We start from the raw sequence: 22,202 nt of genomic DNA on the forward strand, positions 1-22,202 counted from the left end.
GCTCCCCCCAGAGAGGACTAGCCGCAATGCCGTTCGGTTAGTCGTCTGGTTTGCGGTGCAACTTTCGGGGTTCGGCTGGTGATACGGGTGCAGCCCCTGTAGTGGTTCTCGGGTCCGCCAAGACTCGTGTTCCTCCACAAGGGCTGCAGTGTCCGATTCTGTCATTACGCATGCTCCCGGCACATGGGCCGTGGGACACCTGGGCGAGTTGACCCAGGTTGTTCCGTTCGACGTCGTCGACGAGGCACTCGCTTCCGCGGGTGGTCAGCAGCACCGGGTGCGGCGATTGCCGTCGAGGGTGGTGGTCTATCTCCTCCTGGCGGGCGCACTGTTCACCGGAGTGGGCTGGGTGCGGGTCTGGTCCCGGCTGACCGCTTCATTGCCCGTGCCACTGCCCTCACCAGCTGCTTCGTCGATCACGGAGGCGATGCGACGGGTCGGGCCCAAACCAGTCAAAGCCCTGTTCGACCTGGTCAAAGGCCCAGCTGCGGTGACCGCGATGCAGGTTGCACGGTTCGCGGGCAGGCTGGTGGTCGCGATCGACGGCACGCAGATCGCGCTGCCGGACACGCCCGCGAACCTGTCGGCCTTCCCCAAGGCGAAACCCGGACCGAACGGGCCGGCCGGCTACCCGATGCTGCGTCTGGTCACCCTGGTGGCCTGCGGAACCCGAACACTCCTGGACGCGGTCTTCGGCACCGATGCCACCGGCGAGCTGACCTACGCTCGTGACCTGGTCCCCAACGAGGCGCTCGGGCCCGGGATGCTGCTGCTGGGTGACCGGAACTTCTCGGCCACCGCCTTTGTGAGCACGCTCGCCTCCACGGGCGCGGACTTCCTCATCCGCGCCAAGACTCACAGCACGGCGCTGAAACTGCCGGTCCTGCGCCGTCTGCCCGATGGCACCTTCCTCTCCCGCGTCGGCCAGGTCACCGTCCGGGTCATCGACGCTCACGTCACCGCCACCCCCACCCACGGCACCGCCGAACACGCCGTCACCCACGGCACCTACCGGCTGATCACCAGCCTCCTCGACCCCGACGAAGCATCCGCGACCGACCTGGTCAGGCTCTACCACGAGCGCTGGGAGATCGAGACCGGCTACTGCGAACTGAAATCGACCCTCCTCGGTGGCCGCGTCCTGCGCGGCCGCCATCCGACAGCCGTGACCCAGGAGACCTGGGCGCTTCTGGTCGCCTACCAGGCATTACGCACAGCGATGAGCGACGCCGTCCTGCACCGGCCCGACATCGATCCCGACCGTGCCGCGTTCAGCGTCGCGCTGGACACGGCACGTGACCAGATCATCCGGGCTGCCGGCATCATCGCCCACACCCGGATCGACCTCGTCGGACGGATCGGCACCGCCCTACTCCACGGCCTCCTGCCCGCCCGCCGGAACCGGACCCGACCCCGCGTGAAGAAACGAGCGATCAACTCCAAATACCGCGCCGTCGGACGCGACATCGACCACCGAACCCACCCGATCACCATCAAGATCCAGCACAACGCCTTGCCACACCCGCCAGACGGCTAACCGAACGGCATTGGGACTAGCCGCCGCCGCGCCGGGCACCCGGAGCCCTGAGAACGATCCCAGGAGGAGGGACCCGGCAGTGCCCATCGCGACCGTCAACCCGGCAACGGGGGAGACCCTCAAGACCTTCGACGCCCTCGGCCCCCGCGAGATCGAGGACCGGCTGGCGGCGGCCCACGAAGCGTTCCGGCACCACCGCGTCACCCCCATGGACCGCCGTCAGGAACTGCTGCGCGCCGCAGCGGACCTCCTCGAGGGAGAGCAGGACGACGTCGCCCGCACCATGACGCTGGAGATGGGGAAGCCCCTCGCCGCCGCCCGCGCCGAGGCGGCCAAGTGCGTGAAGGCCATGCGCTGGTACGCCCGGCACACGCCCGCCCTCCTCGCCGACGAGCACCCGGCCGAGGACGACGTCGCCGACTCCGGAGCGGTCCGCGCCGTGGTCCGCTACCGCCCGCTCGGCCCGGTCCTCGCCGTCATGCCGTGGAACTTCCCCCTCTGGCAGGTCGTGCGATTCGCCGCCCCCGCCCTGATGGCCGGGAACGTCGGACTCCTCAAGCACGCCTCCAACGTGCCGCAGACCGCCCTCTACCTGGAGGACCTGTTCCGCCGTGCCGGTTACCGCGACGGCTGCTTCCAGACCCTGCTGATCGGCTCCGGGGAGGTCGCCACTCTGCTCCGCGACCCGCGTGTCGCCGCCGCCACCCTGACCGGCAGCGAAGGAGCCGGCCGCTCCGTCGCGTCCATCGCCGGCGACGTCGTCAAGAAGACGGTGCTCGAACTCGGAGGCAGCGACCCCTACCTCGTCCTGCCCTCGGCCGACATCGCCAAAGCCGCCGCCACGGCCGTCACCGCCCGCACCCAGAACAACGGCCAGTCCTGCATCGCCGCCAAGCGCTTCATCGTCCACGACGACGTCTACGACGACTTCACCCAGCGCTTCGTGAGCGCCATGGATGCCCTCACGGTGGGCGATCCGATGGCCGACGGCACCGACATCGGCCCCCTCGCCACCGAACAGGTCCGCCGCGACGTGGAGGAGCTCGTCGAGGACGCCCGCCGCCAGGGCGCCACCGTGCTGGTCGGCGGCGCTCGACCCGAGCCGGACGGAGCCGGCTGGTACTACCAGCCCACCGTGCTCGCGGACGTCACCGACCGCATGCGCATCCACCGTGAGGAGGCCTTCGGGCCGGTCGCCGTCCTCTACCGCGTCGGCAGCCTCGACGAGGCGCTGGAGGCCGCTCACGACACCCCCTTCGGCCTCGGCTCCAACGTCTGGACCCGCGACCCCGCCGAGCAGGAACGCTGTGCCCGAGACCTACAGGCCGGCGGCGTCTTCGTCAACGGCATGACCGCGTCCCACCCCGGCCTGCCCTTCGGCGGCGTCAAGCGCTCCGGCTACGGGCGGGAACTCGGCGGACACGGCATCCGGGAGTTCTGCAACATCACCACCGTCTGGTACGGCCCCGCGGACTGACCACCTTGCCCGGCGCCCGTCAGGCGGCCCCGGCACGATGCGCTACTTGCGGGCCTGCACGGTGAACAAGCCGCCCTGCCGGTCGCGGAGGATCGCGTTGCGGCCCCTGGGGGAGTCCTCGGGAGCGGCCGCCACGGTGCCGCCGGCCTCCACCGCCACCCGCACCACCTCATCCACGTCCTCCACGTAGAACGACACGTGCCACCGCGGCCGCACGTGCGGGTCCGGGGCGGAGTCCACGCCCCCGCCCCGGATCGTCGCCACCGTGTGCGGCCCGAACTCGACGGTGACCGCGTCGTCGCGGTAGTCCACCTCGCAGTGTTCGGGGTGTTCCGACGCCCACTCCAGGACTTCGCCGTAGAACAGCGCGGCGGCGAACGCGTCCCTGGTGCGCAGCTCCAGTCTGGCGGGCGGGCTGCCGTGCGCGACGTGCCAACTGGAGTGCACCGTCCCCTCCCACAGCCCGAAGATCGCACCGCCCGGATCCGCGGCCAGGGCCGCCCGCCCGTCGCCCAGCGCGATGGGACCGATCGCCACCGTCGCTCCCCGCTCACGGACACGGGCCGAAGCCGTGTCGGCGTCGCCGACGCCGAAGAACGGCGTCCACGCCACCGCCACCCCGAGTCTGCGGCTCACGGCCCCGATTCCCGCGACCGGGACCCCGTCGGTCATGGCGATGCAGAACTCCTCCCCGAGCCGTCCCGGCCGGAAGGTCCAGCCCAGCACCGGGCCGTAGAACTCCTGAGCCGCCGCCATGTCGCAGGTGGCCAGGCTCACCCAGCAGGGTGCGCCGGAAATCGGGCGCTTCGCAGCCGCCACTCCGCCTCGCCTCACTTCCGGATGCCGACAGAAATGGACAAATGCCTCAGGATTGGAGTCCACCCTAACGGAATCGCCGTGACGCGCCGCCGCGCACCGCGCGGCTCAGTCCGTGGGCTCCTCCGGTTCCGGCGGCTCCCGGTCGCCGAGATCCCCGCCACCCGAGGTGCCGGACCCGCGAGGGCCCGACCCGGCCTCGTCCGCGTCGGGGAGTCCTTCTGCGCTGCCGGTGCTCTCCTCCTGCGTCTCCTTGCCGCCGGCCGCTTCCTGGTCCGGCAGGTCGCGGGGGACGCCCGTACGCCGGGCCGCAGGGCCGTTCTCATACGATTCGCCGCTCATACCCTCATCGTCCCTCGCGGCACCGACAGGCGGAACGGCAGACGGGCGACGCGGTGGTCGAAGCTCGTCGGCGGCACGGACGGCGGCGCCGTGGTGTGCACGTCCGGATACCGCGTGAACAGGGCGTGCAGCACCGCCCGGATCTCCTGCCGCGCCAGATGCGCGCCCAGGCAGTAGTGCGGCCCGCCCCCGCCGAAGCCCAGATGCGGATTCGGGCTGCGCGTGACGTCGAACGCCTCCGGATCTGCGAACACGCGCTCGTCCCGGTTGGCGGAGCCGTAGCAGAGGACCACCCGGTCGCCGGGCCGGTAGCCGCCCGGACCCCCGCCGTACTCCCCGGCGACGGTGCGCCGGAACTGGTGGATGGGCGTGCTGTGCCGGACGATCTCCTCCACCGCCGTGTCCAGGTGGGCGTCGAGGCCGGAGAGCAGCACCTCCCGCTGGCCGGGATGGACAGTCAGCAGGTGCAGGCCGTGCGCCAGCGCGTTGCGCGTCGTCTCCACACCCGCCACCAGCAGCAGCGAGAAGAACGCGCCCAGCTCACGTGACGAGAGGCTCTGGCCGTCCCGGTCCGGCGCCACCAGCCGGGAGATCAGGTCGTCACCGGGGCGCTCCCGCCGCTCCCGCCCGACCCGCGCGACGATGCGGTGCATCCCCGCCAGCGCCCGCAGTCCCCGACCGGGCGTCCGCAGCCGCTGCGCCAGGGTGCGGTCCAGGCCGACGTGCTCGGACGCACGGTCGATCAGCACCTGGATGCGCTCCCGCTCAGCCTCCGGGATGCCCATCATCCGGCACAACACGTGGAATGGCATCGGCGCCGCCACGGCCGCCACGAAGTCCCCGGTGCCGTCCCCGCCCGCGGCGCCCGCGATCCCGTCGACCACACGGTCCGCGGTGCGCCGGATGTCGTCCTCGGCGCGCGCCAGGATGCGGGGGGTGAACGCCCGTGCCACGACGCCGCGCAACCGGGCGTGCTCCGGGCCGTCCAGGTTCACCATGGACGCCCCGAAGAGCGCCTGCACCCAGCGTGCCGGCGGGGGAGTCGTCGCCCCTGGTGCGCTGCGGAACACCTCCGGCCTCCTGCTCGCCTCCGTCACATCGCAGTGGCGCACAAGAGCGAACGTCCGGCCGCGCTCGCCCTCCTCCACCAGCACGGGCTGATCCCTCGCGCGCAGGCGCGCGAACGCTGCCTGCCGCTGCGGCCCCGGCAGTCGCCAGAAGTCCGGCCGGAGGGGATTGAGGTCGTCGGGCACGCAGGCGCCGGTCTCGGGCAAGGACACCACCCCCACACCACGGAACAGGACCCGCCCAGTATGTTCCGTTTCGTTCCTCCCGGGTGGCATTGGCGCCTTCGGCGGGTGTGTTCCCACACAGGCGGCGTAGGGTCCGGGCATGCCCGTATGGATCTACGGCCCATTCGGGCGGCGGGAGGACGCAGACCGTCCACGAACCTTGCCGCCGACTCCCCCGGGAGCGTCGTCAGCGACCGGAACACTCCGGGTTGGGTCTGCAGCGCATGCGTCCGCCCGCTCTCCGGCGCGACTTCCAGGACTACCCCGTCTGGCGGCAGGGCGTGTACGAGGTCCTCGACCATCTCCTGGCGAGCGCCACGGCGCCGTCATGTGCCCATGACCGCTGTCGAGCCCTCCTACCTCGTCGGGACTCGGCCGGTTGCGCGGTCTCCTCCGCCGCCTCCACGCCGGGCTGCGCCACATCCGGTTCGACCGACCCCGCCGCCCGGCTACCGGGAGTGCCGGTCCGCTCCGTAGGTGCGGCCGGGCAGCGGACGGTCCAGGTCGCCCGTCCGCAGCCGGTACACCTGGAGCCGGAGGTCGTAGTACTTGTCGGTCTCGCCCACCCATTCCATGCCTATGCGCTCCGCGGTGGCCGCCGCCCGCGCGTTCGCCGGACGCACCACGGCGAAAAGCTCGTCGACCCCCGCCTGCTGCAGCGCCCAGTGGGCCGTGGCGTGCCCCGCCTCCGCTGCGTACCCCCGCCCCCAGGAGCCCGGCTCGAGCTGCCATCCGATCTCGAGGTCCTCGCCGCCGGGTGGCAGGTACAGCAGGATCACGCCGCCGACCACCCGCCGCTCCGCCGTCAGCTCCACCGCCCAGCGCCCGGTGGGCGGTGACCCCCTGTGATCCTCAGCGATCCACTGCTGCAGCACCAGCCGCATCGCGTCCCGGTCGCTGACCGTGTCCATCGCCGGACTCAGCCACCGTGCCACGTCCGGTCGCCCGTAGATCGCGAAGGCGGCCTCCACGTCGTCCAGCCTCCACGGGCGCAGCGTCAACCGTTCCGACACGATCGTGCTCGCCATGCGTCCTCCCGCGGCCGTACCGCGGGGCGGGTAACCCCTCACGCCGCCCGTAGACCACCCGGTTCGTCCATCCCCGGGAACAGGGGTCCGTCGACGGGATGCTGAGGCAGCTGGTGATCACATCGCCCCGGAATCTCGATGGGACGACGGCACGGGCCGGTCTCCACGGCTGTCGATCTCGCGGGGAGCACGACAGCCCGGGACTCCGAGCCGGCCGGATCTTGCGGCCGGGGGGCACCACCGCCCGTGAACGCTGTCCGCCCGCCCGCGACGGCAGTTCCTTGCGCGGTTCCGCTCCGCGGTGCGCTCGACGGCCGGCCGTAGCGCCTCGATGCGGCGCACGGTGAATCGCGGAGTCGGGGCCCGTCGCAGCACGTCGTGCCGGGGCGGGTCCATCCGCGGGAAGGCGCTGCCGCCGGGCAGCGGCGGCAGCGGAATCAGGCGGGGAAAATCCCGGATGCTGGTCGTCCGCGGAGAACCGGCTGTCGGACAGCACGGCGCACACGTCCGCGTACCGGCTGACCAGCCAGTGCATGCTGTCGTCGGGCAGGGTGACGCGGACCGGTGGTGCGGCGTCCGGGAACACCGGCGACTCGGCGCCCGGCGGCACGGGCGGCCAAACCGAGACCGGCCTGGTGTGAGCGGGGTCGGCGTGCTGCATGGGGTTCCTTCTGCTGGACCGGCGACGGGCACGAGCCCGTGGCACGGCGAGCAGTGAACCAACCGAGGCACCCCGCAGACAGCGGTGCTCACGCGGCCACGGAAGCACCGGTCAGAAGCTCATGACCGCCAGTGTCGCCACGAGACCGATACCCAGGGCGGTCAACGCCAGCAGCAGCACCGCGTTGCGTACGTCGGCATCGTGCTTCGCCATAGACACACCTTCTCCTCGGTTTACACACCGACCGCCCGCGGTGTGCGCGCGGTCGCACCCCGCGGACCCGGTGAGGCTCCCGGCGTGGTGCCGGGTCAAGCATCGTGCCTATCGGCGCGACACGAAAGCGGAACGGCGAAAGTCATGACTGTTTACGCAGGTCACACCTGTTGCGGACGTGGAGCGGTGCGGCCCGCGCCGACGACCGGCCGCGTTCTGCGGCGCGCATGCCCGTGGCCGGAGCGGCGACTTCACATGTGTGAAGGGACGGTGTCGCCGATCCCGTCCCCGGCCGACCAAGGTCAGGCAGCACCCTCGTTCTGTTCGTGGACCGCCAGTGCGACACCGAGCCCGGAGAACGTCGGCGCTCACTCCCCGACGCATGTCCCCCGCCGGTCCGCCCCGTCCAGGCCCGCTTTCTCCTCCTCGGTCGACACCATCCGGGCCAGGAACGAGGCACCGATCGACGGGCACGCCGCCGTGTAGGCGTGCTCGCTCCCCCCGGCGTCGTACAGCTTGCTGATCAGCATGAGGAACCTCCGCCGTCGAGGACCCCGCCGGATGCGGAGGACGCCTGTACCGGCTCTTCCCGGAAACCTCGCACACCAGATGCAACCGTGCGCCGCGGGTCTTGCGCACGCAGGACTCCGCACCCCGGGCCGGACCTCCTAGTGTGGTTGACGTGACGGCTTCCAGGACCGGCATATCCGCCGCACCCGGCCTCGAGGTGCTCCGCGCACGACTGCGCAGGGCGATCTTCGCGCGCGTGGCCGGACCGGACGGGCCCGCCGTGCGTGCCCGCATTCATGACACTCCGGGACCGCGCTGGTTTGCCGAGGGGAGTCCGATCCGCCTTGTGCACGGTGACGCGTCGATGTTCGTGGGTGGATTGCGCGCGTTGCTGCTTCAGTCGTTGCACCCCCTGGCCATGGCGGCGGTTGCGGGGCACTCGGGATTTCGAGGCGACCCCTGGGGGCGTCTGCAGCGGACCAGTGCTTTCCTTGCTGTCACGACCTTCGGTACCGCCGGTGATGCGAGCCAGGCGGTCGAGGCAGTCCGGGCCGTGCACGGGCGTGTGCGGGGCAGGACTGCCGAGGGCCGGTGCTATGCGGCTTCCGATCCTCGTCTGCTGGCCTGGGTACATGCCGCCGAGGTCGACAGTTTCCTCTGTGCATTCCGTCGTTTCGGTGCTCGTCGTCTCAGTGATGCCGAGTGTGACGGGTACATCGCGGACACCGCCCGTGTCGCTGCTGCGCTGGGTGTCCGGGATCCTCCTCGCAGCCGGTCCGAGCTCTGTGCCGTGCTGGACGGATTCGCGCCCGAACTGCGTGCTACGGCCCCTGCGTTGGACGCGGCGCGTTTCCTGCTCCGGCACCCGCCACTGCCTTTGGCTGCACGGCCTCCGTACGGCCTTCTGGCCGCGAGTGCTGTCGCGCTGCTCCCGCCGTGGGCGCGCCGGGAGCTGCGCCTTCCGGGTGTGCCCGCGGTGGAGAGGGCCTTGGTGCTCCCGGCGGGCGCGGCGGTGACGCGTGGCATTCGCTGGGCCATGGCGCCTCCCGCCTCCTGACGGGAGCCTCCCACCCGGAGCAGCCGCCCGCCCGTCGCGCGAGGCCGGTTCCGTTACGTGGCTGCCCAGCGTGATGGTCGCGCCGGTGTCCTTGTGGACGTGTGTGGTGCCGGGTCCTTCGGGGTGGGGGCCGTGCCGACGTGGGGATCTTGGTTCACGAGGTTCGGCTGTGGCTGGGTCGCCGTTCGCGACCGCTCGCGCGAAGTGGCCTGAGTGGTGGGGGTCAGGGGGTAGGTTCGGGCGCTCGTTCGTTCTGTCCCGGGGGCTGGTTTCTGGGGTTGGGGTTCGTGGCTGTCGCGGCGAACTCGAACCTTACTCCTGGGTAAACTTACTCACCGGTCACCTTGAGGCAAGCCCCCTGTCTTGTGTTTGTGGGGTGGTGGGTGGAGGTGTGGTTTGTCAGGTGTTCCATCCGAGGGAGGAGATGTGGGTGTAGGAGTCGTAGTCGCTGCCGAGGTTGGTGATGATTTCGTCCCATACGGTGTCGAGGGCTTCGTCGTCATCGGCGAGCCAGGCGTCGACTGCGGTGTTCCAGTGGTGGGGCCGTACGGTCAGCCGCCGCACCGAAAGGTTGCGGCGGTGGCGGCGGTCCACGCCGGTCTGGTCGACGGGGTCGATCTCGATGCGGGTGCCGCCCCGGGAGGTGAGGCGGCGTTTGAGGTCGGCGGCGACGTTGTGGCGTCGCAGGTCCCAGTACGCGGCATCCAGCCGCGCCCGGTTCGCCTGGCTGGGGGAGCGCTCCTCCGCCAGCCACGCGAACAGGGTGCGGGGTGTGACGTGGATCCCGGCGCGTTCCATCGCGGCGTAGCCGGCTTCGGAGTGGGTGAGGTAGCGCAGCCGTGCGGAGATGCCGCGGTCGGTGTCGGCGGGTGAGTGGATGCCGGTGACCATGTTCTCGATGCCGGCGCCCAGGGCGTCGGCGCCGCGCATCCCGTGGGCGTTGTACTGGCCGAGGTTCATCCAGCGGCCGGCCATCAACGCTCCCCGGCAGCAGTGGTGGCGGTGTAGGTGACCGGGTGGCCGTCACGGTCGGTCTTGACCTTCATCTCACCCAGGCCACGGCCCTCGGCCCACGTCTGCCGCCAGTCCCCGCCGGCGAGGTGGAGTTCGTCGGTGCCCAGTGCGCTGATGACGGTGAGTCCGGCCTGGTGGGCCTTGTGGGCGCGGGACCACAGGTTGGCGAACGCCTGGGAGCGGATGAGGTGCATCCAGTCCGGGCGGACGATCTCCCGGTTGTGGGAGGACTCGCCCAGGGTGGAGACGAACTTGGAGTACATGGCCTTGATGTAGGTGGCGGTGACGTCGTCGCCGTCGGCGAGGGCGTCGGCTCGTGCGGCGGCGAGGAGCTGCCGGAGGCTGTCGAGGAAGGTCTCCGTCGCGCTGGAGGTCCAGGACTCGTGGATGACCGGCGCCTCGACCAGGCGGTGCTTCGGCCCGGCCAGGCGCAGCAGCAGCCGCAGCGTCGGCTCGGTGACCCAGACCGGCCCTTCCTCTTCGCGGTCGCCCATGGGTGAGGGGAGGTGCGGGTGCTCCCACATCCCGGGGGTGATCAGGTGGACTCCGGCGCGCTTGCGGTCGTGCTCCCCACCCGGGCTGTGGGTGAGTTTCCCGATCGGCAGGTGCGTCTTCAGCGCGGACAGGTAGGCCGCATTGACGTCCAGCGCAGTCACCACCACCTCACCGTCGGGGTGACGGCGGTAGCCTGGGTGGCGCCAGGACGGACGCGCTTCCCAGATCAGGTCCGGGTCACTCTTCGAAGGCTTGCGCAGGATGTCCGGCAGGGCGGGGTAGGCGGTGTACTCGTACCGCGCCTGCGCCCGGGTGCGCGCGAACAGCCCCATCACATCCGGGATCGCCCGCTTCACCAGCGCGGCGGTGGCGGCGTCCGCGTCCCCGCCCGCCTTCACGAGTTCCTGGTCCACGGCCGCAGTGATCGTCTCCCGCAACTCGACGCGCACCTGCTCCGCCGAACTGGCCCGGCGCCGCGCCTGTTGTCGGGCGTGCCCGGCCCGAGCCTGACGCGCCGCCGGACTCTCCACCGGCACCGCTTCCCGACCGTCCGATCCGGGCCCGGCACCCCGCCCTGCGGACTGCACCCCAACGTCGGACTGCTGAACCGAAGGCTCAGCCTGCGCGGCGGTGGCGGGGTGGATCTGGGCCAGACCCTCCAGGAGCCGCAGGTACTTCCCCCGCGAGGTGGAGGCGGGCATGCCGCCGGCTTCCCAGTTCGCGACCGTCTGCCGGCCCACGCCCACGGCCCGCGCGACCTGGTCCAGTGACAGTCCGGCCGCCTTCCGCAACCGCACCCGCTCGCCCGGGTCCTCGAACGCCGCCGCCAGCTGCACCTCCGCCAGCAGCGCCGCGACGCCGTCCCCTTCGAGTCCACTGCTCATGAGCACCCATCGTACACCTGAATAGACGTCAAATGGCTCAGAAATTGCCTCTAGGTGGCTTTCGTTGTGGGCGGGTGACGCGGCCTCGCCCGGGTGGCAGCGCGGGTTGCAGGTGACTGTGTCGAGGCTGGAGCAGGTGGCGGTGGGCAGGCACTGCACGGACGCCGATGGCGACTCGTGCAGCACCCGCAACGAAGTCCTGCTGGGGGAGGCGTTCGTCGCTCCGGACAAGCTGACCGGTGGCCAGTGGTACAGCCCTACGACGAGGTCTACGTCGGTGCGCCGGGCGGGCTGGACATCGACCACATGGTCCCGCTCGCGGAGGCCTGGGGCTCCGGGGCCGGGGCGTGGTCGGCCAAGGAGCGGAAGGAGTACGCCAACGACCTCGGGGACGAGCACGCGCTGATCGCGGTCACCGCCCGCTCGAACCGCTCCAAGGCCGATCAGGATCCGGCGATGTGGCTCCCGCCGCACCAGGCCTACCGGTGTGAGTACCTCGCGGACTGGGTGGCGGTGAAGACGCGGTGGTAGCTCACCGTTGGCGACGCCGAGCGCCGGGCGCTCACCGGCGGTCTGGCCGACTGCCCGAACAGGCCGGTCCGGGTGACACTCGCCCGCGCTGTGCCGTCTCATGAGGTTGTTCCACGCCGCGTGAAGCCTGATGACGTTGAGTCCTGCCCATCGGAGCAAGCGCAATTCACCCTTCGGATGAGCTTGAGGCTGGCACTCCCGGACCTATTCATCTATCATCGCCGATGAACGATGAAAGGGGGAGGGTCGTGCTTGACCGTTCTTCCGCAGAGGCATACGCGAGCTGGTTCAGGTGCCTGGCGGACCCGACGAGGTTGCAGTTGCTGCACCTGCTGGCCACGGAGCGCACACCGGTGACGATCGGGAAGTTGGTGGCTGCACTGGGTGTGGGGCAGTCGACCGTCTCCACCCATGTGCGCCGCCTTGCCGAGTTGGAGTTCGTGTTCGTCGAGCGGGCCGGGACCTCCACTCTGGTGCGTGTGAACCCGGACTGCCTGGCCGAGTTCCCGACCGCTGCCGAGGTGGTCATGGGGCGTGCGCCGGTCCGCCCCGGGGTCAGTGCGCCGGTCTTGGCTCCCTGGCAGGCGGGTGAGGACGGTGAGTGAGAGGCTGGCGGCCGCGCTGGTCGATTTCGCTGTCCTGCTGGTCGAGCTGGTGGTTCTGCTGGTCGCGGTGTCAGCCGTCATGGCGTTGCTCGCCCGCAAGATCGGAGTGTCCCGGCTGCAGGGCTGGCTCGGCGGTGGCCGGCTGCGCGGGGCGGTGAAGGGGATCCTGCTCGGGTTCATCACGCCGTTCTGCACCTATTCGGCGCTACCTGCGGTTGTGGGCATGGTCAACGCGCGGATCCAGACGGCGACTCTGGCTGCGTTCCTCCTGTCGTCACCGGTCCTCGACCCGATCATCGTCGCCATCCTCATTCCGCTGTTCGGATGGCAGGCCACCGTCGCCTACGTGGCGGTGACCTGTATCGGCGTGCTGCTGGCCGCGCTGCTCGCCGACGCGGCCCACCTGGAGCGCGGCCTGCGGCCCGTCCAGGCGCCCGTCACGGTCACGGTGGGCGGGGGCGATACGGCCGGAGACCCGGTGCCGACCGACGGCGCCTGCACCTTCGCCAAGTACGACCCGTTCACCGACACCGCCCGATGGGCCGGGTGGCGCACAGAGGTTCGCCGCGCCATGCGTTACGCGCTCGGCCTCGCCCGCGGGCTGATGCTACCGCTGATCGTGTCCGTGGCCATCGCTGCCGCCGTCATCGGCCTGATACCGCAGGAGCTCATCACCCGGCTCACCGGATCGGGCAACCCACTGGCCGTGCCCGTCGCGGCGATACTCGGCGCCCCCTTCTACGTCTCCACCGAGGCGTTCCTGCCCATCGCCGCCGCTTTGCACGACAGCGGTATGAGCCTGGGAGCGGTCTTCGCACTGGTCATCTCCGCAGCAGGGGTCAACATTCCCGAACTCGGCCTGCTGAGCAAGGTCATGGCACCGCGGCTGCTCGCCGCCTGCACCCTCGCCATCATCGGCGTCGCCGTCGCTGCCGGCTACTTCATCCCTCTCATCTGACCTGCCCGGATGATCACCAGGAGCGGGATCTCGATGAGGCGATGTGGCGGGGCACGCCAACGCCCCGCTGACGCCGGAAGGGCGTCGGCGTCAGGACCGCCGCAGTCCTCCTGGCCACCGTCGGCGACGGCAGGAGCTTCCCCACGGGCGCCCACCTGGCCTCCTGCGCCGGCCTCGCACCGGCGACCAGGTCCTTCGGGACCGGCCCCTGGTGGGCTGACAACACAATTTGTCACTATCGAAAGTGAGACAGGGTGTTCACAGCCCCCGGCGTTGCAGGTCGCTCCTCGATGTGACGCGGCTCCTGGCCGAGCCGGACCAGGCCCACTGTTCCAGTGGGAGCATGTCCGGGTCGTGTCCGGGGAGTCTCCGGGACTTGCCGGATGCAGCAGGAACTCTGCTCGGCCACCCTCGAGACATGACCCTACGCAACCGTACCCGTACGCGCCTCAGTCTCATCGTGCCGGTGGCTGCCCTGGTACCAAGTCTTGGGCTGCTCCCCACCGAGGACACCTCGTCGATCACCTCGGCATCCCGCGGAACTTCGGGGACCGGACCCGAACGTGCGGCCTACGTCGTCGGCGAGGAACGGGTAGGCCCGCGGCTCCTCGATCTGACAATCCGCTCCCCAGCCCTGGCGGGCACAGGCCATGTGCGGCTGCTCACCCCGGAGGGCTGGGACGCGCGGCGCCCCAACGACCGCTGGCCGGTGCTCTACCTACTGCCCGACGGCAGTGGGGACTACCGCAGCTACACCGACGAATACCACATCGAACGGTGGCCCCAACTGCGCCAGACGCTCGTCGTCGTGCCCCAGATGCCGTTCTACGGCTTCTACAGCGACTGGTGGAACAACGCGGAAGGCGGAGCCCCGGCAGTCGAGACCTTCCACCTCGACGAAGTCGTCCCCATCCTGGAACGCGACTATGGGGCTGGACGGCAGCGCTCGATCGCCGGCCAGTCGCAAGGGGGGTATGGCGCCGTCAAGTACGCGGCCCGACGTCCCGGGATGTTCGACGTGGCCGCCAGCTTCAGCGGATTCCTCCACCCCCTCCAGTACCCCGAAGCAGTCAGCGGCGGCGCGGACTACCTTGGCGTGCCATGGCGGAGAATCTGGGGCGACCCGCAACGTCAGCGCCACATCTGGCAGCGCAACGACCCTTACTACCTGGCCAAACGGCTCCGCGGCACACGGGTCCATATCACCGCCGGGGACGGCACCCCGGGCGCCCTCGACCCACCGGGCACCGAGCCGGACCCCCACATCCCCGGCTTGGCTGACCTCGCCCCCCCTCTACCCGGACGAGGTGATCTCGCTGACCGAGGCCGTCATGGCCGACGAGTCCCGCGCCGTGGCCCGTCGCCTCAAAGAAGCCGGAGTCCGCGTCACGACCCACTTCTACCGAGGCACCCACAGCCCCGCGTACTGGGAACGCGAACTGCGACAAGTCATGCCGAGACTGCTCGCCCCGTGAATCACGTGGCCCTAAGACCGTGTCCTATGTGGTGAGGCGGACGGGTCGCTTGTAGCAGCAGAGAGTCGGAGAGCGTGTGGAAGTCGTTCTCCCGGAGGCCGATCCGTGGGTTGACGGTGGAGGAGCCCGGGCCCTGGGTGTTGGGCGGTCACGTAAGTCTTATCCGGCTCGCTCTGCTCATCGTCCACCCGGGCGAAAGGACGGCCGCCTGCGCGGTCGACTAGCGGTCCGGTCTTCCGATACGTGCGACTTCGGTAGCTGGGTCACGCCCAGGGCCTCGGTGAGTTTCTCCACCCGGCAGGTGGAGATGCTCACCAGGTATGCGGTGGCCAGACGGGGGCGAGGGCCTGCTCGTCCCGGCGACGGCGCTCCAGCAGCCAGTGCGGGAAGTAGCTGCCCTGCCTCAGTTTCGAGACGGCGAGCTCGATGGTGCCGGCGCAGGTGTCCCATTCCCGGGGCGGTAGCCGTTGCGCCGGTTGGTCCGCTCGTCACTGACCTGCGCGTTCTCCGCGCGGCAGGCTGCGTCGTCGTCCGCAGAGATCATGGCGTCGGAGAACGTTTTGATCATCGCGCGCAGGAGGTCGGGACTCGCTGAGGTGAGGTTCTCGTCCGCGAACGTGGACAGGGGCACACTGTCAGGTGCACTGGTCGTGCTGCTCTCCTTCGATGACCTGACCGTCTTGAAGGATCAGCCGGTAGCCCTTGTACGTGCGGGCACCACACGCGCTACCGGGAGCAAAGCCCCCGGAACGGGTGGAATCTGTACGCCACGTCCAAGCACGCAACCCAGAGCAGCTCGCAGCGATGAGTTTGCGCGGCCGGGAGGGTCTCAATACCGTCGTCGACAGCACAGGAGGTGGGCGTGGCTCAGCTGCTGAGAGTCCAGAATTTCAGCGTCTCGAGTGATGGGGTCGCTGCCGGTGAGGACCAGAGTTTCGAGAGCCCGTTCGGCCGCGCCGTCGACCCGGCGAGATTGTTCGCCTGGGCCGGGGCCACGGCCAGCTGGCCCAATCGCACCGAACCTGGTGGGAGCCGGGGCCTGGACGACTACTTCACGCGGGACTACGGGCGCAACATCGGTGCCGAGGTCATGGGGCGCAACAAGTTCGGTCCACAGCGCGGGCCCTGGCAGGACCATGACTGGTGCGGTTGGTGGGGTGAGGAGCCCCCGTTCCACACTCCGGTGTTCGTCATGACTCACCACCCTCGTCCTTCGTTCACGCTCTCCGACACCACATTTCACTTCGTCGACGGCGCCCCGGCTACGGTCCTGGAACGGGCCCGGAAAGCGGCGCAGGGCAGGGACGTCCGTCTCGGTGGCGGGGTCACCACCATCCGGGAGTTCTTGGACGCCGACCTCGTCGACACCATGCACGTAGCGGTCTCACCGGTAAAGCTCGGGTCCGGGTTGCGGCTTTGGGAGTCGCCCGATGAATTGCTCGACCGGTTCCATCTGGAGGTCGTGCCGAGTTCGAGCGGTGTGGCGCACCACCTGCTGTGGCGAAGGTGACCGGGCGCCCGGTGGCCGGCCCCGGTCGGGTGTTCGTCCCACGGGGCCGCTTGCGCCAGGTTGTATGGGCCGTGAGGTTGGCGGGTGGCTGGCCGTCGTGCGCGGTTGCCCAGCTTCTTGATGTCGACGTGCACCAGCTCGCCGGGGCGGTCGCGTTCGTAGCGGCGTATGACCCGGTCGGTGGCCCGGTCGCAGTGGTCGCGGGCGGCTGACGCGGTAGCGGGCCAGGATGTGGTGGACGGTGGAGGGCACCAGGTGCAGCCAGGCCGCGATATGTGCGGGGCCCCAGCGGCGCAGGACGCGGACCTTGATGAGGCGCCGCTCGATACGCGTCGGGGTCCGGCGCGGGCAGCGCCCGGGATGGCAGGAGCGGTCGGCCATGGCGGTCTCGCTGTCGGCCTGGTGGCGGGTCGCCCACTGCTGGGCGGTGGGGACCGATACGTTGAACCGTTCGGCCGCCCGGCCGTTGCTGCCAGGTCACGTTCTCCGCGATCTTCGCCGGGTCGGTGGTGATCATGTACCGCCACGGTAGGCGAGGAAGGTCGTCCCCTTCACCAGAGTGACGTGGTCGCGGATGTAGCCCTTGAGCCTTCCGAACTGCGAGTCGGTGGCGTGGATGTGGTCGGTCACCTGCTCCTTGGTGACCAGGACGTCTTCACCGGCGTCCTCGAACAGGTTCCACGTCAGCTCCGCGAGGTGCCGCGTGGGCACCGGCGTGGTCCGCTCCATCTACTCGCCCGGCCCGATACCGCTCTCGAACGCTTTGCGCAACTGCGGATACGTCGGGTCAGCACCGCCGCCCGTCAGCGTCTCCTCTCCCTGCGTTGCCGTCCACCCGCCCGCTCCAAGGGGCGGGAGGTGCGCCAGTGCTGTTCTCGGTCCAGTTTCTTCGTGGTGGTGTGTGCGGTGTTGTGGATCTTCTCGGACGGGTACGGCGCCCCCGCCGTGAACGTTGGTGGGAACTCCCGCAGCTTGGGCTGCAGTTCGTCCGGCTGGATGTTCGGGCAGGTCCCGCCTCGATGTGTGCCAGTAGGCAGGCGATCTGGATGGCGGCCCAGGATGTGTGTCAGCGGCAGGAACAGTGGTGTTGTCGCGGTCTGCCCGGTCACCGCCGGGGGGGCGGATGTGGTAGTGGCGCGGTGTTCGTGGCTTCCGGTCCAGAGGTTGCCGTGGGTGAGCACGTAGCCCTTTGGGGTGGCCGGTCGACGGGGGCTGCATCAGGACCGCGATGCCGCCGTGCAGCCCGATAGTTCTGTTTTGCTCTTGGTGTTCACCTGAATGGGGGGCGCTGCTTCGCGGTTCCTTTCCCGAGCCCGTGTCTGGCCTTTCTCTGCTCCGGGCGCGGGTTTGCTGCCGTTTCCGGTTGTGTGCCGGCGGGGCTGCTTCGATCGTGATCGGTGAGCCGCTCACGACCGGAGCAGTCGACCCCGGTGGCTCGGCAGGCTGGCCGTACTGCCAGCCGGTTGGGTAGGCCGGAAGGGCTGTGAGGAAGGGACGTCATATGAGCAGTCGTATCGTGCGTGCCGCGTGCACGCTCGCCGCATCCGGAGTACTCGCTCTCGCTCTCGCGCCCGTGGCCCCGGCCGCCCCGGCGGAGGGCGCGGCGACGGTCACCGTCTTCCATGGCATCCCCGGCACGCCGGTGGATGTGTACGCCGACGGCAAGGAGCTGCTGTCGGACTTCCAGCCCGGCACACTGACCGACCCGCTGACGCTGCCGGCCGGGTCCTACGACATCGAGGTGTTCGCGGTGGGCACCTCGCCCTCCTCCGGCGATCCCGTCGTGGAGAAGCAGATCGATGTGCCGGGCGGGGCGAACGCCTCGGTGACGGCGAACCTCAGCGAGGGCGGCCAGCCGGCCCTGAACGCCTACGTCAACGACGTCTCCACCGTGCCCGACGGCAAGTCGCGGCTCACCGTGCGCCACGTCGCCGCCGCTCCGGCCGTCGATGTACGGGCCGACGGCCAGGCCGTCTTCAAGGACCTGAAGAACCCCGGCGAGGCCACTGGCGAGGTACCCGCGGGCACGGTCAACGCCGACGTGACGCTCGCCGGCACCGGGGAGGTGGTGATCGGCCCGGCGAAGCTCGACCTCGCCGACGGAGCTTCGACCATCGTCTACGCCTGGGGCAGCGCCGAGGACGACAACCTCGCGCTCAAGGTGCAGACGCTCACCACCGGCTCGAAGACGCCGGGCGCGCCGTCCGCGGGCGGCGCGGGGGCGGCCGTCGCGAACGACGACGCCGCGCTGTACGCCGCTGCGGCGGGCGCGGGCCTCGTAGCCCTGATCGCCGGCGTCCGACTGGCCCACCGCAGGCGGTGAACCAGCCCTGCGAGGCGGATCCGGTGGTGCCGGGACCGGAGAGTCCCGGCACCACCGGCCGACCGCGCCCACCCGTGCGCGCGGTGGGCTGGTGGGCGGTACTGGTGGCCGCCCTGCTCACCTCGGCCACCACGCTGGTCCTTGCGGCGGCGCCGCAACAGGCTCCGTCCGACTTCGGCCGCGCCCCTACGGCCGGCCATGACGGTCGCCACGGCGGCGCTGCGGCGTCCGGCAGCAGACGACCGGGCGTGCCGGTGCGGTTGCGGCTTCCCAACCAGCATGTACGGGCGGACGTGGTGCCGGTCGGCGTCACCTCCGCAGGCGACCTCGCCGTTCCGGGCGACGCCGACGACGTCGGCTGGTACCGCCCCGGCGCCCGCCCGGGCTCCCGCCACGGTTCCGCGGTCCTGGTCGGGCACGTGGACTCCCGGTCCGGCGAGCTGGGGGCGCTGGCCGCCCTGGCCACCGTCCGACGCGGCGACCCGCTGCTCGTCCGCCAAGACGACGGCACCCATACCCGCTACCGCATCACCGCGCGCCGCACGGTGAACAAGACCGCCCTCTCCGACCGCGTCTTCCGCACCACCGGGCCACCCGTCCTGACGCTGATCACCTGCACCGGCCCCTTCCAGCCCGAAGACGGTGGGTACCAGCAACTCCTCCTGGTCACCGCCACCCCCGCCGGTCCGCGCGCGAAGGGCTGAGGGCGGCTCCTCCGCGCTCGCCCGTCTCCGTAGCGGAGGCAGGTCAGTGAGCCGCGGTCGTCAAGGCCCCGTCCGGCTCAGGGCGGGGGGCCTCTGCTCCTTCAGCCGGCGCATCAACCGGGGCCGTCGCCGCGCTCTTGGCGTGCGTGGTTTCGGGGACCGCCGGCGGAGTGCCGCCAACAGCCACGCGAGGCCGGTATCCAGATGCGGCGGCCGGTCGTCCAGTACCTGCACCCTGCGCCGGCGTTCCTCGGCCCGTACCGCGGAGAGCCACTGGGACAGGGCAGCCTTGGCCGCGCCGTGGTCCGCTACGCCCGGCATCGCGTTCCACCGGCACGCCATCCACCGCGCCGATGGCGCCGCCGCGGCCGACGAGCGGCAGCGCGGTGCGGAAGGGTGGTGCGGAGGGTGGCGATAGGGGCGGCGCGCCCCCACACGTCGTCGATGGCATGCCGGCCTCGGGCTTCGGGGCCGCGCGCGCATCCACGTCATGCAGACCTGTCGCCCGCGGAGGACCTGGTGTTGCACCAGGTCAGGCGACGGCCGGTCCTCTCATCGGCGTCTCCTGCGGTACCCCCCGGGCCCGGTGACACCAACCCCAGGTCCTTCGAGCTCATTCGAGCGACAGGGGGCAGCAGTCATGCCGGGCCCGGAGACCGACGGTCCCGTTGCAGGGCCGCGAAGCAGATGACGGCGTAGGACGAGGCACGACTGCCGGCCTTTCGTGAAGGGCCGCCAGTCAGCCACCGCATCTGGAACCCAGGGCATGAGGCAGGTCACCGCTGTCGTTTGGCCGTGCTGCGGGGGGTGGGAGCCAGCCTTGGTGTGCGGCGGTTGCGATGAGTTCGCAGCGGCTGTCGGCGTGCAGGAGGTTCATGGCCTGGGTGATGCGGCGACGGACGCTGCGTGTGGATACGCGTGTGCGGCGTGCGATCGATGCGTCTTTGTGTCCTCGGGCCAAGAGGATCAGGGTGTCCAGTACCTGTGGTGGCAGGGGTGAGGGGGGATGCGCGGCGGTGTCGGATGTGCTCGCTTCCTGGGGCGACAGGGCTCTTTTGTGTGGTTCGTCTGGTTCTGGTCGGCGGATTCGGGCGGTGGACCAGATGGTCTCGAACAGGGCGGCCGCCGGCGCCACGAGCGCCGTCCCGTTTATCAGGTAGGCGCCGTTCGACGGGTGGGGGCCGGCCGGTATCACCGCCGTCCGCTCGTCGAGGATCAGGAGCCGCGTCGGCAGGGCGGGAGCGGTCCGCACCTGTGCCCGGGCCTCGGTCAGTGACGCGCACGGGTGGCGTAGGTGCGTGGCCTCGAGAGCAGTCTGTGAACACAGCGTGCGGATCACCGGTACCCGTTCGAGGGCGTCACGGTCCAGGTGGAATCCCGAGGACGGTTCGTCGCTGGTCGACCCGTCGTCGGGGAGTATCGACTGGACCGTGCGGCGGACGCTACGGGCGAGTCGGTACAGCGTCGCTGTGGCCACCGTGGCATCCGGGAGTAGCTCGACACCCGCTTCGACCTGGTGGCTGCGCGCGGATGCGTAGTCGTGAACCAGGTCTTCCAGGGCGTCCTGAGCTTGCCTCAGCACATGCTGCCGCTGCTTCAGGCGGCCTTCTTCCTCGCGTAGCAGAGTGAGCACCGCGTCCTGGGGCGGGCGGAGGTCCGGGGGCTCCGACAGATCCTCGCCGGTCGGCCGCACGAGGAGACCGGCCCCGGCCAGTGTGCGTAAAGCGTTCTTCAGCTCGGCCTCCCCGAGACCGAGCAGGGTACCGATCTGTGCAGCGGTGCGGTCGGGATGGGCGAGGGCGGTGCGGTAGACGGATTCCGCCAGCGCACCGATACCCAATCTGTCCAGCATGGTGTCCTCCGGGGTAACCAGAATCGACAAGCGACTTGTTTGGAACCGCCGTTCTCGAAGAACGGCTCCCGGCCCCCGCCGAGGAACATCTCGTGCGGCACCGTCAGTGACCAGTTCCGCACCCGCAGTGTCACAGTGGGCTGCCGGTTGTACAAGACGGCAACGCACCCCATGTGCCGCCGGCTGAGGGAACTGCCGGGGCCGGGAGCGGGCGGTGCCCGCCGCACGCCGAACCGGGCGCCGCGCCTGTGTCCGGATCCGGCAATGGCCGCTTGTGGCCGCCGGTGCGCTCTTCTCGTCGGGCCGGGTGATCGGGAGTGTGGTGGGCTGCGGGCGGCCCACGGCGTGTCCGGACGCGTCACGACCGCCTGCGTCATCCGTGTTCCCCACCCAGAAGGAGTTCCCATGCGGAACAAGAGACTGTGGACGGCCACCACGGTGGTTGCCTGCTCGCTGGGCCTGATCACCGGGCCTCTGGGCATGACCGCGGCAGCCGATGCGAAGGGTGCCGCCGCGCCCGCCGACGCCCGCCCGGCGAGCCAGGCCTTCGCGGCGGCGGCAGCCGGCGACGGCGCCGGCCTGGCCCCGGGCGAAGCCCCGAACGCCTGGGCCAGCGACATGGGCAAGGCCGCGGCGGCCGGTTTCGCGGGCGGAGTCGCCGCTGGGGCCGTGGACGCCGCTCGCGGTGCGATCGCCGGAGTCTCCACGCCCACCGACGCCGAGCTCGTCGACGAGCGGGCCTTCGATGCCCCCGCGGGCCCGAACGCCTGGGGCAGGGACATGGCGTCGGCGGCGGTCGGAGGAGCGGCAGGCGCACTCGGCGCTGGGGCCGTGGACGCCGCTCGGGGCGCCATCGCCGGGGTCTCCACGCCGCAGGCCGAGGACACCGCGGGCGAGACGCTCTTCGACTGACGGTAC

The 22,202-nt window shown here is 70.6% G+C and carries 19 protein-coding genes and 6 pseudogenes; 13 read left to right on the forward strand and 12 right to left on the reverse strand.

Going from position 1 to position 22,202, the window contains the following annotated elements:
* The first annotated feature begins 208 nt into the window (after positions 1–208).
* On the forward strand, positions 209–1,537 hold the full coding sequence (locus E4198_RS24540; protein WP_247597827.1) for an IS4 family transposase: 1,329 nt from the start codon (positions 209–211) through the stop codon (positions 1,535–1,537).
* Positions 1,538–1,616: 79 nt separating this feature from the next.
* Complete coding sequence (locus tag E4198_RS24545; RefSeq protein WP_136185079.1) at positions 1,617–3,014, forward strand: NADP-dependent succinic semialdehyde dehydrogenase; 1,398 nt, start codon at positions 1,617–1,619, stop codon at positions 3,012–3,014.
* A 42-nt stretch (positions 3,015–3,056) separates the two neighbouring features.
* Here E4198_RS24545 and E4198_RS24550 read toward each other — a convergent pair whose 3' ends face one another.
* From E4198_RS24550 to E4198_RS25110, 5 genes are all read right to left on the reverse strand, one after another.
* Positions 3,057–3,791, reverse strand: coding sequence for a VOC family protein (locus tag E4198_RS24550; RefSeq protein ID WP_247597828.1), 735 nt, complete (start codon positions 3,789–3,791; stop codon positions 3,057–3,059).
* A 147-nt stretch (positions 3,792–3,938) separates the two neighbouring features.
* Positions 3,939–4,172 carry a hypothetical protein gene (locus tag E4198_RS24555; protein WP_136185081.1) on the reverse strand — a complete coding sequence of 78 codons (234 nt, stop codon included), beginning with the start codon at positions 4,170–4,172 and terminating at the stop codon, positions 3,939–3,941.
* Positions 4,169–5,446: a cytochrome P450 gene (locus E4198_RS24560; protein WP_247597829.1), complete on the reverse strand. Its 1,278-nt coding sequence runs from the start codon at positions 5,444–5,446 to the stop codon at positions 4,169–4,171. Before E4198_RS24560 ends, E4198_RS24555 begins: the two co-directional genes overlap by 4 nt.
* Positions 5,447–5,913: 467 nt before the next feature.
* Positions 5,914–6,492 (reverse strand): GNAT family N-acetyltransferase, encoded by a 579-nt coding sequence (locus E4198_RS24565; protein WP_136185083.1) that lies wholly within the window; start codon positions 6,490–6,492, stop codon positions 5,914–5,916.
* 1,242 nt (positions 6,493–7,734) lie between these two features.
* Positions 7,735–7,896: a hypothetical protein gene (locus E4198_RS25110; RefSeq protein WP_168711498.1), complete on the reverse strand. Its 162-nt coding sequence runs from the start codon at positions 7,894–7,896 to the stop codon at positions 7,735–7,737.
* Positions 7,897–8,069: 173 nt separating this feature from the next.
* Here E4198_RS25110 and E4198_RS24570 point away from each other — a divergent pair, with 173 nt between their 5' ends.
* Complete coding sequence (locus tag E4198_RS24570) at positions 8,070–8,933, forward strand: oxygenase MpaB family protein (RefSeq protein WP_136185601.1); 864 nt, start codon at positions 8,070–8,072, stop codon at positions 8,931–8,933.
* Between the two features lie 399 nt (positions 8,934–9,332).
* On the opposite strand, the gene E4198_RS24575 is transcribed toward E4198_RS24570, so the two are convergent.
* Together E4198_RS24575 and E4198_RS24580 are read right to left on the reverse strand one after the other, a co-directional pair.
* Entirely contained in the window at positions 9,333–9,908 is a 576-nt protein-coding gene (locus E4198_RS24575; protein ID WP_136185084.1) for a transcriptional regulator, read from the reverse strand.
* The gene (locus tag E4198_RS24580) at positions 9,908–11,326 is read right to left on the reverse strand and encodes a helix-turn-helix domain-containing protein (protein WP_136185085.1); all 1,419 of its coding nucleotides are present in this window, start codon (positions 11,324–11,326) and stop codon (positions 9,908–9,910) included. Before E4198_RS24580 ends, E4198_RS24575 begins: the two co-directional genes overlap by 1 nt.
* Before the next feature lie 148 nt (positions 11,327–11,474).
* On the opposite strand from E4198_RS24580, the pseudogene E4198_RS24585 reads away from it, so the two are divergent.
* The 6 genes and pseudogenes from E4198_RS24585 to E4198_RS25630 all read left to right on the forward strand — a co-directional run.
* Positions 11,475–11,854 (forward strand): annotated as a pseudogene (locus E4198_RS24585) (HNH endonuclease family protein); the annotation flags it as partial.
* Between the two features lie 227 nt (positions 11,855–12,081).
* A complete protein-coding gene (locus E4198_RS24590) occupies positions 12,082–12,462 on the forward strand; it encodes a metalloregulator ArsR/SmtB family transcription factor (RefSeq protein WP_136185086.1) in 381 nt (126 codons plus the stop codon).
* Positions 12,455–13,420 (forward strand): permease, encoded by a 966-nt coding sequence (locus tag E4198_RS24595; RefSeq protein ID WP_168711499.1) that lies wholly within the window; start codon positions 12,455–12,457, stop codon positions 13,418–13,420. Before E4198_RS24590 ends, E4198_RS24595 begins: the two co-directional genes overlap by 8 nt.
* 80 nt (positions 13,421–13,500) lie before the next feature.
* Positions 13,501–13,623: pseudogene (locus E4198_RS24600) on the forward strand (transposase); the annotation flags it as partial.
* A 215-nt stretch (positions 13,624–13,838) separates the two neighbouring features.
* Positions 13,839–14,579 (forward strand): annotated as a pseudogene (locus tag E4198_RS24605) (alpha/beta hydrolase-fold protein); the annotation flags it as partial.
* Between the two features lie 148 nt (positions 14,580–14,727).
* Entirely contained in the window at positions 14,728–14,895 is a 168-nt protein-coding gene (locus E4198_RS25630) for an alpha/beta hydrolase (protein ID WP_247597987.1), read from the forward strand.
* Position 14,896: 1 nt separating this feature from the next.
* Here E4198_RS25630 and E4198_RS25635 read toward each other — a convergent pair.
* Positions 14,897–15,137: pseudogene (locus tag E4198_RS25635) on the reverse strand (hypothetical protein); the annotation flags it as partial.
* Positions 15,133–15,526 (reverse strand): annotated as a pseudogene (locus E4198_RS24615) (transposase); the annotation flags it as partial. The pseudogenes E4198_RS25635 and E4198_RS24615, both read right to left, overlap by 5 nt.
* A 231-nt stretch (positions 15,527–15,757) precedes the next feature.
* Here E4198_RS24615 and E4198_RS24620 point away from each other — a divergent pair.
* Positions 15,758–16,405 (forward strand): dihydrofolate reductase family protein, encoded by a 648-nt coding sequence (locus E4198_RS24620; RefSeq protein ID WP_136185088.1) that lies wholly within the window; start codon positions 15,758–15,760, stop codon positions 16,403–16,405.
* Positions 16,406–16,512: 107 nt separating this feature from the next.
* Here E4198_RS24620 and E4198_RS25640 read toward each other — a convergent pair.
* Positions 16,513–16,867 (reverse strand): annotated as a pseudogene (locus E4198_RS25640) (leucine zipper domain-containing protein); the annotation flags it as partial.
* 51 nt (positions 16,868–16,918) lie between these two features.
* Positions 16,919–17,116, reverse strand: a complete 198-nt coding sequence (locus E4198_RS24630; RefSeq protein ID WP_168711500.1) for a hypothetical protein — start codon at positions 17,114–17,116, stop codon at positions 16,919–16,921.
* Between the two features lie 790 nt (positions 17,117–17,906).
* Here E4198_RS24630 and E4198_RS24635 point away from each other — a divergent pair.
* On the forward strand, positions 17,907–18,728 hold the full coding sequence (locus E4198_RS24635) for a DUF4397 domain-containing protein (protein ID WP_136181329.1): 822 nt from the start codon (positions 17,907–17,909) through the stop codon (positions 18,726–18,728).
* 74 nt (positions 18,729–18,802) lie between these two features.
* Complete coding sequence (locus E4198_RS24640) at positions 18,803–19,432, forward strand: class F sortase (RefSeq protein ID WP_247597486.1); 630 nt, start codon at positions 18,803–18,805, stop codon at positions 19,430–19,432.
* Between the two features lie 739 nt (positions 19,433–20,171).
* Here the strand turns inward: E4198_RS24640 and E4198_RS24645 are convergent.
* Positions 20,172–21,272 carry a hypothetical protein gene (locus E4198_RS24645; protein WP_136181328.1) on the reverse strand — a complete coding sequence of 367 codons (1,101 nt, stop codon included), beginning with the start codon at positions 21,270–21,272 and terminating at the stop codon, positions 20,172–20,174.
* Between the two features lie 417 nt (positions 21,273–21,689).
* On the opposite strand from E4198_RS24645, the gene E4198_RS24650 reads away from it, so the two are divergent.
* Positions 21,690–22,196 (forward strand): hypothetical protein, encoded by a 507-nt coding sequence (locus E4198_RS24650; RefSeq protein WP_136181327.1) that lies wholly within the window; start codon positions 21,690–21,692, stop codon positions 22,194–22,196.
* Positions 22,197–22,202: the final 6 nt, after the last annotated feature.

The organism is Streptomyces sp. RKND-216, assembly GCF_004795255.1.
Taxonomy (GTDB): Bacteria; Actinomycetota; Actinomycetes; order Streptomycetales; family Streptomycetaceae; genus Streptomyces; species Streptomyces hazeniae.